Here is a 12,914-nt window from a genome sequence, read left to right as displayed (position 1 = left end):
ACAATGCTCCTACTTGCGCAGTGCGCGGGGGAAGCTTCTGATCGCCGAACGCCAATGGGTTTTCGTGGATTACCGGTCATCGCGATTGTTCTGTACGATATGCCCGGTGAATCGCTGGTGCGCACCGATGTCAAACCGGGGTGGTGTGACTCAGAGTGCGGTACCGTCATTGCTAAATCGGGGAGCATCACATGAACCCGTATGCCATCCTGCTACAGATCGCGATGGGCGCTGCAAGTGCTGCCGGTGGCGTGGTGGCCACGAAGGTGCTTCGTTATCTGGTCGGTACTTTCGGGAAGGGCGGCGGAACGCCCGATCCGGAGGCTCTGAAGGTGCCCGGCTTACGGGGCGAGCTCCCGCCCCCGCAGGCGAGAATGGTTCTTGAGGAGTGGGGCCGACTCTCCAATCGCCAAGTTTGGTCCATCGTCAGCCAAGCCGTTCCTGGAAGGACGCCAGACGACGCGCGCAAGCGGGAAGAGCTGGCGTCAGTGCTGTTGAACCTCACCAGGGCGTCCGGGACCGTCTCAAGCCAGGAGACGGCCAACAGCTACGTGCTTCGGCAAAAGGACGTCCTTGATCAAATCGCCCGCATGCTCGGTACGAAGCGGCGACCATTCGAGAGGATCGACGGGCAGCCGGATTGGACGCTTGTGCGGTTTCTGGGCATGGGCACCTTTGGCGAAGTGTGGCTCGGGCAGAATCGTCAAACGCGGATGCGTCGTGCATTCAAGTTCTTTACGCAGCCCGACGCACAAGAGTGGATCAAGCGAGAGTTCCAATCTCTTATCCGTATCCAGGAGGCGCTGGGTAAGGATCCGCGAATCGTTGAATTGATCGACGTGACTGTTTCGGGTCAGAAGTATCCGTTCATGACACTCGAGTATGTCGCTGGACGGTCGCTGGAAGACTGGATTATCGACGACAAGACGAAGCGTTCGCCGCTAAACAAGTTCGACGTCATTTACGACATCGTGCGCGCGATGGCCGTCGCCCACGGCGCGGGCATCTACCACCGCGATTTGAAGCCGGGCAACATTCTCTTAACCCCACCACCTGACGCGCAGGCGAAGGTAACCGACTTCGGCCTTGGCGAAATTGCCGAGCCGGCGGCGGCACCGGGGAAGGCGTCAGGATCGGGCTCGTCCAGCCGGCCGGACTTGGGGCAGGCGGGCACGTCAATGTATCGTCCGCCGGAGGCGTCGCGTCCGTTCGCCGAACCGAACCTCGGGCAATACGACGTATTCGCAATCGGCGTGGTCTGGTATCAGTTGCTGGTCGAGCGGCTGGAGCGGCCGCCGTACGATTTTGCCGAACGGCTGCGCGACGAAGGCCAGGGTCTCGACAGCCACACGGTCCGCATCCTGTCGCAGTGCCTGGCCGGCCCGGGACGACGTTTCAAGGATGCCCGCGAGTTGCTTCAGGCGATCGAATACCTGCCGTCCGGCGATCCGCCGCTGCCGGAGGGTTGCTTCGATGTCGGGCTGCTGGCGAGAGAGTATCTTGCAGCGCAGGCGCGGTGAGCAGCCCTCGGGCACGAAGGATCGGCTGAAGCAGACCTATCTCACGCGCAATAGCTCTTCCAATTCCACATTCGATACGAACGGCGACTGCAGCCGCAGCAAGTCTCCGCCTTGTTTCCAGAGGAGGTCTCCCTTGCCGAGCAACTCTGCGGCGCCCGGGGCATCGAGGATCAACATCGAGTCCTTCTCGCTCGCGACTCGAAGGCTCACGCGGCCGGGCAGGTTGCTCCGCAGCAATGGCGTCACCACGCTGGCCTCCGTCCGCTGAGTGCCGAGCACCAGGTGGATACCGCTCGCCCGCGCCTTGGCCCCAAGTCGCTTCAGCAACGGCTCCATCTCGGCCTTGGCGATCGGGTCGTGCATCAGGTCGGCGAACTCATCAAACATCAGGACGATGCGCGGAACCGAATCGGCCCCGGTCAGCTCGCTGACGTGTGACTTATGCATTGATGCCAGCTTTTCGTAACGCCGTTCCATCTCGTCGGCGCATTCCGTGAGCAGTGGAATGACCGCCTCGTCGTCATACGCGATCGGTTTGAGCAGGTACGGACTGAGCCCGGTGAGGTTGAAAGTCACTCGCTTGGGGTCGACCAGAATGAACTGCAACTGCTCCGGCGTCATGCCGTGCGCCATCGCGCCCAGCATCACTTTGAGGAACTCACTCTTGCCGCTGCCGGTGGTGCCGGCGATCAGCAAGTGGCAGCTCGACGGGTCGGCCAGGTTCAGCCAGTGGGTCTGGCCGGCGACATCCTGCCCCGCCGGGAATGCCGTCTGGCCGACGAGGTTTGCCGGGCGAGTGCCAAGCAAAGGTGCCAGCGCGACGATCTGCCGCCTGGGAAGCTGGATGTCGATGCTGATAAACCCGGGCTGAAAGTCGATCAGTGGCGCAGCCGCCAGACCGAGCGATACCCGCAGTTGGGTCGCCTTGTTACGAACCTTGTTGATGTCGGTGGTGTCGGCGGGGCGAACCATAAGCCTGGCGAACGTCGGACCGACCTGCGCGCGGATCGGCTCGACGGGAAGCTTGTACAGAAGAAGCTTGGCCGTGATATCGGCAAGCATCCGATTGGCCCAGGCCTGCGGCTGGTCGACCAGGCTGGCGATATCGACCGGCTTGATATCCGCCGGCTTGAGTTCGGCTGCCGCGGCGGCGGGGGGGCCGGACACCGTCGCTACTGAACGAGCCGGGCCGGCCGCGACCGGCAGCGGGGGCGGCGTTGCGGCTGGTGGCGTACCCGCGACTGCCGGCGCGGCAGGAACTGCAACCGCAATCGCGGGCGTATCGGATGACGGCTGCACTGCACTCAGTTCCACCCAGTTCGCGAAAATGTGGTCGAGCAGCTTGAGCCCCTTGATGAGCCCATTCTCCGCGATCAACTTCACGCAGTCATCGCGGTTGAGATTCCGACCGCCCAGCGGAAGCCCGTCGTCAGCGTCGGTCAGGATGCTGAATAGGCACTCGAGCTGGTCGAAAGTGAACCGCTCGGACCCGAGCGCAAAAGGCCGCAGCTTGCCGTCGGCGATCGCCTTGTCGTAGGTCTTGCGGGCCGCGGTGTGCGGACCGACATTCAGCTCGGCGTATGGCCGCACGACAACCGCGCCGACAACGGCCTTGGGCTTTATGGCGTCCGTCAATGCGGTCATGTACGACCCGAACGCCGTACCGGCGTCGCGCTTGGTCACCGCGACTATCACTTTGAACGTCTTGCCGCCGGCTTCCAGGCGAACGCCGACACTGGGACGGGGGTCGTTGCCGCTGGGTTTGATGGCACCGTCAATCGCGTCGATGACCCTCATTCCGGGCGGAAGGTGATTTGCAACGCGAGCGATTTCGATCGCGTACTTCACGCTCTGAAAGAGCTGCGCTTCCTGAATGTCGACAGGGCTTTTCGCCTTCTTCTGCATGGCAGCCAGTTCCGTATTCCAGTGCTGGATGAACACTTCAGGAAAGGGAGGCGGAGGCGTGTTACCCAGGGTGACCGGCTCTTTGCCGGTCGACAGCCATTCGTCGATCGCATTGCGACATTCCTGCAGCAGCGCCCTGGGCGCGCGGGGCCGCGCGTTGGCGTATGCCTGAATCGACTCCACCGCGATCGGCCAGGTACCACCCTTGGCCAGATTTCCGTCCCACGCCATGACACGACGCCGCACGAGATCGACTGCATGGCCGGCCGACAGCGTTGCCAACTTCTGTGGCTTGTGAACGCGATCGAAGAAGCTCTCGTGTACCTTGTTCGCGATCACAACAGACCAGGCGTCTTCCAGGCATCCGAGCACGATGAGTGTGTTGGGCACGGAATGCAGCAGCGCGACCAGGCCATTCGACAGGTTGATCGGTCCGACTTCGGGATCCTTAAGCACCGCTTCCAACTGGTCGCAGCAGATCACGAGTGGCACGCCGATGCGTTGCAACATCGTGGCGATTGCTTCGATCACGCGTTCGGGTTCCGGCGGCGTCTGCGACAGCCCGAGGCGGGCGCACTCCTGCTCCGGCAGGTCGTCGCCGCGGAGCCAGCGCCGAACGTCCGCTCCGTCGGGCGACCAGGCCAATGCCAGCGCGCGGACAATCTCGTTTCGCAGCCCGGGAAACGCCCTGGCGATCGATTCGGCCAGCCGTCGATACGCCGAAGGTTCGGCCACGGAACGGATGATCTCCAGCGCGGCCAGGTGATCGGTCTGCAGCCGCTGCCACAAGGTTTGATGCCTCGTGCGCAGCAGGTCTGGAAGCTGCTTGAAGTAGGCCTCGAACGACGGTCGACACAACCGGGCCAGCAATTGCTCAATCCAGGGAGGGCCGCCGCCAGCCGGGGCGTCGAACAAAGCCTCGACCACGTTCCAGACGATGTGCTGGAGCGGCCGAGCGAGTTGCGCTTCAAAGATCGGTCCGACGAACGCAAAGAGCACGTCGCCGCCGAGGGCGTCGGCAACGCGTCCGAACAGGTGTGTTTTGCCGTAACCGGCTGCCGCCAGCAACACCGCGATCTTACGGGCCGCAGTCACGTCCGGCGACGCCTGCACCTCGCGTACGCGCTCCAGCAGCCAGTCCGAGGCGGACGCATTTAGCGAGGGCACGTCCCACTCAGGCCGGAAATCGCCTGACTCGTTGAGCCGGTCCTCTCCAAACGGATTGCTGGTTCTTGACGCCTTGGAAGCAACTTCCGACCGGACGGCGAAGGCTGTGGACACACCGGGGGATGATGATGAATCAGCGAGTGCCGGAGTGGCCATCGGCGTCCTCCATGTAGAACAAGGTTTCGTAGGCGTCTGTGATCGACTCTTCCAACTCTGACGCGGACGCGCCTCGCGTGTCACTGATGGACACCAGGCGGATCTTGCCGTTTCTCCACAGCTCCAGCAGCGGCCCGTCCAGCGTGTCGTGGCGGGCGGCGGCCGGCCCATACCTGCCGGCCATCTCCCGCCGCACCTCAAAGATGGGTACCATCCCGTCACGGCTGAATCGCTCGCGGGCCAATTCGCGGAAGACTTCGAATGCGGCCGCCCCCAGGTTCGATGGCACACCCGAGCCGCCATCGCGGCGCGCATGCCGATCGTCGCCGGAAGTGTCGCCTTGCTGTTCTGCGGGCCGTTTGCCTCTTGCCGCGAGCAGAGAGTTCAAAGCCTCCCCGGTCATGGTGAACTTCCCAGCCGGGTGATGCTCGAGCGTGGCGAGGTATGCAAGCCCCCGTTCGGTGATCGTGACGAACAGACTGCGTCCTTCTTTGCGTTCCTGCAGATAGCCATGCGCTGTGAGTTTCCGCCGGAGTTGGCTCGCCAGCGGACCGGTCAACTCCAGGTCTTCTTTTGCCACCAGCGGCAGCTTGTTGGCCTGACCTTCGGTCAACGTTCGATCGGGGGCAGACAGCAACTGCAATAGCAGGAACGCACGTTGAAACGGAACGAGGTTCGGATTCTCGATGATGGGTGCCGAGTCAGACTTTGACCTCCGGCCCGCACGCCTCGCTGTTGTCTCGGCTGGAACGGGAAGCGAGCTCAGGTATGATGACCCGGCATCTGTAATCCCATACTTGGCGGTGCGACCGGTCTTCTCCTCGGACACCAGCCTTCGACCGACCAAGTCATCCAATAGGGCGATAACGGCAGACCGATCCCCGAGCTTAGCTGACTGGAATGCCTTCGTCGGCTTGACCGGCGCAAGGCTGGCCATAGTGATCGCACGGCCCGCAGCGGCGGCTAGTCTCGCGAGCAACACCCGCTCCTGATCGGTACGGTTGATCGTCTGCACGTGAAGTTCCTCCCTGTCGCAAAGGCGTCGAATGACCTGGCTGGCGAAGAACCGTCGACGCGATATCCACACCCCTCAAAGGACGGGCACATGTTACCCGAAGGGCCGACCTCTGCCACCGTCGACTACGGATGCTGTAGAAGAACTTCGCGGCTCAGTATCCGACGCATCACGTTCGGTCCGCCGAGCGTTCGCGGCGGCAGGGAAATCACTTCCGGTCCAGCTTCTCCTGCTCCAGTGATTTGCGAATCGCGTCGTTGAAGTTCTTCTGGAAGTCTTCCGAACGCAGTGCGCCGTCCGTGCTCGCTGGCGGGGCGTACGTACCGCCTTCCCAGCGGAGGTTGCGGATGTTTCGCGGCCCCTGCCAGGGTTTGCCGTCGATCTTTACCTTCTGCCCGTCCCGCATCGCCGTGCCGCTGGGGCTGATGGTGAACTCTGTCACCGACTGCCAGGATGCGAGCGGTGCCGGCTGTTTGGGGTCGGTGCTGGTCAGCTCGCCGAGGCTGACGGATACGGTCTGCCAGTCCCGCGAGGCTTTGAGCGACTTGACGACGGTGTAATCGACCGCGGGCTTGCCGGGTATGAACGCGCCCCACGCGTTGCAGTTGAACGTTACGACGAGCGTGTTGTCGGTCTGGCACTGGATGTCAAAGTGCAGTGTCGCGCCGTCGGGGCCACGCCATTTGGGGTCTTTGAGCTTGCGGGTGGTCGCGGTCCAGAGCGGGGCATGCCCCCAGTTGAGCAGGTACCAGTCGTGCCAGCCGCGGGTGCCGTCGTCGATGAGCCTTTCGCGCGTGTCGGTGGCCTTCACGCCCGCCGATTGCAAACCCGCCGGGGCGACCGATAGCACGCGGGAACTGATCGCAAGCGTGTCGGAGTTGTCGCGGCCGGCAGCCTGCGGCGAGGCTCGATACTCGGCCGGCGTCTCGTACACCACGTTGGCATAGGCGAAGATCGGCCGGTCCAGGCTCATCACCGGCGCGCTGGCCTTCCATTGCGCGCCGGCTTTGACGGCTCGTGCGTCGCGCCAGAAGCGCGTCAGGGCGTGCGGATCGATGCTGTAGTAGACGTCCACCCGCCGGACGGGCCTGGCATCGTCAGGCGTCACGGTGATTCGTGGCACGCCGTCGGTGGTCTTGAGATCCAGCACGATCCCCGGCGTTTGCGGCATTCGGAACGATGCGCCCTTCAGGTGCTCTTCGAACCACAGATATTCGGTGATCGCGTGTTCGTCGGTGTGACGGTGATTCAGGTGCGGGGAAATGCTGAAGCGCACGCGGCTGTCGGGCACGTCGCGCCAGTTCCAGGCCATGTTGTCGATATGGGCGTGGAAGTCGTTCGTCGGCGAGAGCCAGAGCACCGGGCAGGCAATCAGCGGGATGTACGCGTTGTCCGAGATGCAGGCCAGCTCCATCGCCGAGCTCTTGGTTCGGCTGGTGCCGGGCAGATCGGCCTGGGTTTCGGCGATGTCGCCCGACCCGCCACACGACGGGACCGCCGCCTTGATGCGATGATCGATGCCGGCCAGGTTCGTGGTGAGCTTGCCGCCCATCGAATGCCCGCGAGCCCCGATGCGGGCGGGGTCGGTCTCCGGTTGCTGCTCCAGAAATGTCACCGCCCGACGGGCCGCCATCAGCACCAGGAACCAGTTGCTGTTCCGTGGCGATTCGACGGCATCCAGCGTGTAGTCGTCGGGCGTCAGCGGGCCGGCGAAGTGGTTTGACGGGTTCCGCTGCGGCGGATGCGTGGCGTCGAGCTTGTCCCAGTCGGTCTGCGGCCCGCCCCAGGTATCCCGGCCAAGGCTCATCTTGTTGCCGCCCCAATTGATCGACATGCCCACATACCCGCGCTGGGCGCAGGTCACGACCGTGCTGAGCGAAGCCGACTGCCCGCCGCCATGGATGTCGAGGATCGCAGGGCGTTTGCCGCCCCCTTTGGCAAAGGCGTAGAACGCGGCGACCTTCGATGGCGCACCTTTGAAGGTGCCCACCTGGTACCGAACGATCCGGCAGACCACGCCGTCCTGCTCCCACTCCTTGAGAACCTCGGGCTCCAGCGGATCCTTCCGCGGGTCAAAGTCGGCCCAGAGTTCCTTAACGGACTGAGGGACATCAGCGCCGTGCAGCACGGCTAGCGGCGCGAGCAGCAGGAGTGCGAACGCGAGCGTGGGATTGGGTTTCATGATCGACCGGTGCCAGGGGAGTAAACGTGGAAGACCGCCGGAGGAGTCTACCACGTCTGGTGATGTGGCAATCGCCAGCCGACATCGGAGGAGATGAACGCCAAGTCGCCAGGCCGCCAAGGAATAGTTCAGGCGTCGCCGTCGCGACTCCGGCGATATACAGTCTTGGGCGATCGATACGAATACGACGCCTCGACCCCGACCGATACACTGAGCGAAGTGATCAGGCATCGACCCCCGGTCACGCGACCGTGAACGCAGCGACGTCGGGCTGGCACTTTCGGGGAAATCGTACCATGAGCATTGAGTTCCCAGTTGCTCTGCAATCGACGTATCCCTCTGCCGTGCGCAGCATGAAGCGGCTGGCATCGCAGGTGCTGAAATGCGGTAGCTGGGACGAAGCAATGTCGACCGTGCCGATGTTGCAACCCGGCCCGACAAGCCGCTTTCTCTTGACGAATAGCCCCATCCACCAACCGGGGGACGTGCTGCTCGCGGCGGTACTGGACGGAATCTTCGAAGTCTGCACACGCGATATGAACACCTGCGCTCAGAATCAGATCAAGCTGATTCGGACCGGTCTGCATATGCCGTGGTTCAGGCTTGCGACCCTCTCCTTTGGACTTTGGGTGGTTATGACGCCCGACGAAGGCGACGTGAAGTCACTATCAGAAGAACTTCTACGTTGCTACCTTGACGCGTGGAACGAAATTGAGGCAGTCAGCTCGTTGATCTCGTTAACTCGATTCTTGGACATATATGGCTGGCCGGTCTGGCGCGGACGTTTGATATCGGAGGTGAAATGCCTTGGTGGCGGTCCGGAGCTGATTGAAACATTGAAACAAGCCACCGTTGGCGAAGCCGAAACACTGCTCCGGCGGTTCATGGACACCGTCTAAATGGCGTTCACCGGGGGGCGCGGATTGCTGAACTCCTGATCGCCCGCTCCCTCACTCCCCAATGCAATACAGCGACTTCGTCCCCCGCAGGTACATCGTCTTGCCCACCACCGCCGGCGAGGCGTCGATGCCTTCTTCTAGGCGGTTCGTGGCGACGACCTCCAGCTTGTCGCTGGTCGCCTTGATCACCTGCGTGACGCCGTTGCGGGCGGTGAGGTAGACATAGTCGCCGGCCCCGACCGGCGACGCGTAGACGTTCTGCATCTCTTCCAGCCGTTCGCTGTCGATCAGCGGCTTGCCGGTCTTGGCGTCCAGCGCCGACAGCACCGCGTTGTTCCCCGAGAAGAAATAGAGCCGGTCGCGATACAGCAGCGGCGATGGCACGTAAGGCGTGCCCTTGCGGTGCTGCCAGACGATCGCGTCGGTGCCGGTGAGATTGCCGGTCTTGCCGAGCTTGATCGCGAAGCATTCCGCCCCGCGGAAGCCGCTCATTACGTAGAGCATGCCGTTGGCGTAGACCGGCGACGGGATCACGTTCGCCGTCAGCGGGCCGACTTCCCAGATCTGCTTCCCGGTCGCCAGGTCGTACGAGATGACCTTGCTGGTGTTGGCGGTGATGACCTGCGGCTTGCCTTCGTGTTCGACGATGAGCGGCGTGGACCAGCCGGTGGCTTCGTTGCGGGGGGCACGCCAGAGTTCCTTGCCGGTGTCCTTATCGAACGCGGCGATAAAGTCGTCCTGGCCTTCATGGTCCCACTGCACGACGACGGTGTTGCCGTAAAGCGCCGGCGAACCCCCTTCGCCGAAGCTGTTGCGGGTCTGCATCTTGCCGAGTTCCTTCGACCACTTGATGTTGCCGTCGAGATCGAGGCAGTGGAGCCCGCGCGAGCCGAAGAACGCGATCAGCACTTTGCCGTCGGTGACGGGGGAGTAGGAGGCAAAGTTGTTATCGCGGTGATGGCCTTCGTGCGGGACGACCTCGGCGACGTTCTTCTGCCAGAGGGTTTTGCCGGTGACGCGGTCGAGGCAGAGGACGGCGAACTGGTAGGCCTGGGTGGGGGCCGCACCACCGCCAAAACCGCCACCACCGCCCGGACCACCAAAGCCGCCGGGCCGACCCCCAGGCCGTCGTCCCGGTGGCCCGCCCGGTCCACCCGGACCGGGAGCAGGGCGGGGAGGCGGCTGTTCGCCAGCGGGCTGAGCCGCAGGACCCGCCCCGGCGACAGGCTGACCGGCCTTGCCGGTCGAGACCGCCGCCAGCAGGAACAACTTGTTATCCCAGACGATCGGCGTTGACGATCCCTCGCCGGGCAAGGCGACCTTCCACTTGACGTTCTTCCCCTCGCCCCAGGTCGTCGGCGGCGACGCCTCGGCAACCGCACCCGTCGCCTGCGGCCCGCGCCACTGAGGCCAGTTCCCATCGGCCGCCAAAAGAAACCCGCACGGAATCGCCAGAACGCCGCCGGCAATGGCAGCGGAGGAACAAAGTCGGCCGAGGGAAGATCGAAGCATCACGAGGTCTCCATAAGTGGATGCGGGCACCCGAACCACCCGATTGGTTGCCGGGCCGGCGGTTCCTCTTCCCGCGATGCGGAAGAATCGCCGTGCGAATGGTCAGCGCGTCAGTGCGCGTCCATGATGGTCCCGGAGTCAAAACCGAGGGCGCTACGGGTCCAATAAGATCGTTGTTCAAACACACGTATTCGGAGTTCGGTCGCTTTTGCAGCATCGTCGTCGCCCGGACCGATACACCAAAGACGTGACCATGCCCCCCGATGACCGTTTTGGTTCGCCCCCCGGCCCGCCCGACCCCAACGCCGAAGGGCAGGCGGATGTCCTGCGCTCCATGGCCGCCGACCCGCTGCACCACCTGGATGTCCTTCAGCAGCAACTCTCGGCCGTCCGCGAGCAACTGACCGAAAGCCAGCGGCTGGCCACCATTGGGACGATCTCTTCCGTCATCGCTCACGAGTTCAACAATATCCTGACGCCGATCGTCAGCTACGCCCAGTTCGCCCTGACCAGCGCCGAAAGCGACAAGCCGGACATGCCGCTGATCCGCAAGGCATTGGCCAAGTCGTTTCAGTCGGCGACCAAGGCGGGGAAGATTTGCGCATCCATGCTGGCGCTGGCTCGTGGCGAATCGACCTCCGGGCCGGTGCCGGTGCAGCAACTGGTGGACGAGGCGCTGTCGGTCCTGGCCCGCGACCCGCAGAAAGACGGCATTGCGCTGCGCGTACAGGTGCAGCCAGGGTTGTGTGTGATGTGTGACCCGGTGCAGATCGAACAGGTGTTGCTGAACCTGCTGATCAACGCGCGGCACGCGCTGATGGGCCACAGCCGAAACGGCGCGATCACGATCAAGGCGGCCGCGATCGACGAGGACGAACTGAAGATCCAGGTGATCGACAACGGCCCGGGCATCCCGGAGAAGCTGCAGTCGAAGATCTTCGAGCCATTCTTCACCACCAAGGGAACCGCCAAGCGCGGCGAGGCCAAGGGATCGGGTCTGGGGCTGGCGATCTGTCGGGAGATTGTCGCCCAGCATAAGGGGCGGATTGAAGTCGAGTCGTCACCGGGCAAGGGGACGACTTTTAACCTTTGGCTGCCAGCGGCGGCTCCGGCTGCCGACACCGAGGGTTCGGCTGCCGGCTCGACGCGAACCTGACCTCACGGGAGGAGATCCTTGATGTTGGAAACACCCTGTGCGCCAGGGTGGAAGATGTTGTTCATCAGGCGAACGTTTTTCGGGCCAATACGCTGGCCGACATCCTCCTGCACGACGAAGGCCCAACGGAAGCGAGGCGGCTCGGCTCTTGTGCCGTCGGGCTTCAGATCGTCGCGCCCGGAATCGTAGACCACATTCCCCTGTACCACGACGTCTCGCAGTGGCGGGTTCTCGTCCTTCTGGCCTCTCTCCAGGATGATGGGCGACCTTTCGTGCCCCCATAGCCAGTTCGCATTGCCGTAGCCGAACTCGGAGATGATGTTGTTGGCGATGATCGATCCGCCGTCGACGTTCTGAGCGACCGGCTTGCCGTCCGGGCCCGGCGGTTTTGCCGGGTGCGAGCCGGCGCCGGGCATCAGCCCGATCGCCCAGAGATCGCTGCTAATGAACTGGTTCCCGGTGATGAGCGTGTTCCGCGAGCCGTGCATCGCTTTCATACCGACGGCCGCGTTCCGTACCACGTTGTTGGCGACGATCGCGTGGTCGCAATGCAGGTCGATTCCCTGGCCGGCGTTTTCGATGCGGTTGGCGATGATCTGAACATCGTCACTGACCTCGGGACCCGTCGCGATGATCGCCGACCCCTGGTGCCAGTTGTCTACGGACTCTCGATCCCACGTGGCTTGACTGGGCAGAAGCCCTTTCTGAGGGTTCTTTTTCACGAACTTTCCGAGCGCGTACTTTTCCTTGAGTTCGGGTGTCGGGACCATCTCCCGCTCGATCACGCGATTTCCCTGCACGAGTACCTGTTTCGAATAGGTGATCTGGATGCCGGTGCCGTCGATGCAGTTGAACGCGTAACCCCAGTCCAGGCTCGCGGTGCGGTCGTCGATGCTGATTCGGGCGTAGTTGATCACGTCGCAATTCATCACGCGCGGCCCGATGCATCGATCGAGGTTGATCGCGCCGGCCGGTGCCCGGTTGTCCAGCACGCGCACGCCTTCAATCGAGAGGTTGTCGCAACCGCCCGCCATGAGGGCGGACGTGGAACCCGGCCTGTCCGGCGAACGCGTCAACGTCAGGTCCCGAATGCGAACATCTTTGGCGTTTGAGATTCTCAGGATCGGCGCCTTGGGGTTCGTCTGCACGATACGCCCCGAGCCCGATAGGCCGGACCCGTCACTGGTGATCACGATCGGCGTATCGATTTCATACGTGCCGGCGGGAACGTCGATGATCTCGCCCGGCCGTGCGTCGATCGCCTTCTGAATGGAGGCGGCGTCGGTGATCTTTACCGGCTCGGCGGCCAGTGCAGGGCACTGGCCAAGTAGTACCGCGGCGAGTGCAACGTAGAGCTGTTTCAAAGGGTATCTGGCGTTCATGCATTCGTCATAGTCGCCGC

Annotated in this window: 8 protein-coding genes; 3 read left to right on the top strand and 5 right to left on the bottom strand. The window is 63.3% G+C overall.

Features of this window, described 5'->3' with window-relative positions:
• The first annotated feature begins 191 nt into the window (after positions 1 to 191).
• Complete coding sequence (locus tag IPV69_RS11990; RefSeq protein WP_206295348.1) at positions 192 to 1,520, top strand: protein kinase domain-containing protein; 1,329 nt, start codon at positions 192 to 194, stop codon at positions 1,518 to 1,520.
• 36 nt (positions 1,521 to 1,556) lie between these two features.
• On the opposite strand, the gene IPV69_RS11985 is transcribed toward IPV69_RS11990, so the two are convergent.
• The 3 genes from IPV69_RS11985 to IPV69_RS11975 form a co-directional block, all read right to left on the bottom strand.
• The gene (locus IPV69_RS11985; RefSeq protein ID WP_206295347.1) at positions 1,557 to 4,592 is read right to left on the bottom strand and encodes an FtsK/SpoIIIE domain-containing protein; all 3,036 of its coding nucleotides are present in this window, start codon (positions 4,590 to 4,592) and stop codon (positions 1,557 to 1,559) included.
• A gap of 133 nt (positions 4,593 to 4,725) precedes the next feature.
• Positions 4,726 to 5,763, bottom strand: coding sequence for a hypothetical protein (locus IPV69_RS11980; RefSeq protein ID WP_206295346.1), 1,038 nt, complete (start codon positions 5,761 to 5,763; stop codon positions 4,726 to 4,728).
• A gap of 208 nt (positions 5,764 to 5,971) precedes the next feature.
• The gene (locus IPV69_RS11975) at positions 5,972 to 7,945 is read right to left on the bottom strand and encodes an alpha/beta hydrolase family protein (RefSeq protein ID WP_206295345.1); all 1,974 of its coding nucleotides are present in this window, start codon (positions 7,943 to 7,945) and stop codon (positions 5,972 to 5,974) included.
• Positions 7,946 to 8,241: 296 nt separating this feature from the next.
• Between IPV69_RS11975 and IPV69_RS11970 the strand changes: the two genes are divergently transcribed.
• Positions 8,242 to 8,844, top strand: coding sequence for a hypothetical protein (locus IPV69_RS11970; RefSeq protein ID WP_206295344.1), 603 nt, complete (start codon positions 8,242 to 8,244; stop codon positions 8,842 to 8,844).
• A 51-nt stretch (positions 8,845 to 8,895) separates the two neighbouring features.
• Here IPV69_RS11970 and IPV69_RS11965 read toward each other — a convergent pair whose 3' ends face one another.
• A complete protein-coding gene (locus tag IPV69_RS11965; RefSeq protein ID WP_206295343.1) occupies positions 8,896 to 10,356 on the bottom strand; it encodes a PQQ-binding-like beta-propeller repeat protein in 1,461 nt (486 codons plus the stop codon).
• A 253-nt stretch (positions 10,357 to 10,609) separates the two neighbouring features.
• On the opposite strand from IPV69_RS11965, the gene IPV69_RS11960 reads away from it, so the two are divergent.
• The gene (locus IPV69_RS11960) at positions 10,610 to 11,512 is read left to right on the top strand and encodes a sensor histidine kinase (RefSeq protein ID WP_206295342.1); all 903 of its coding nucleotides are present in this window, start codon (positions 10,610 to 10,612) and stop codon (positions 11,510 to 11,512) included.
• A 2-nt stretch (positions 11,513 to 11,514) separates the two neighbouring features.
• Here IPV69_RS11960 and IPV69_RS11955 read toward each other — a convergent pair whose 3' ends face one another.
• On the bottom strand, positions 11,515 to 12,894 hold the full coding sequence (locus IPV69_RS11955) for a right-handed parallel beta-helix repeat-containing protein (RefSeq protein WP_206295341.1): 1,380 nt from the start codon (positions 12,892 to 12,894) through the stop codon (positions 11,515 to 11,517).
• Between the last annotated feature and the right edge of the window lie 20 nt (positions 12,895 to 12,914).

The sequence above is a fragment of the Humisphaera borealis genome (genome assembly GCF_015169395.1).
In the GTDB taxonomy this organism is placed as follows: Bacteria; Planctomycetota; Phycisphaerae; order Tepidisphaerales; family Tepidisphaeraceae; genus Humisphaera; species Humisphaera borealis.
This window is presented reverse-complemented; position numbering and strand designations above follow the sequence as displayed.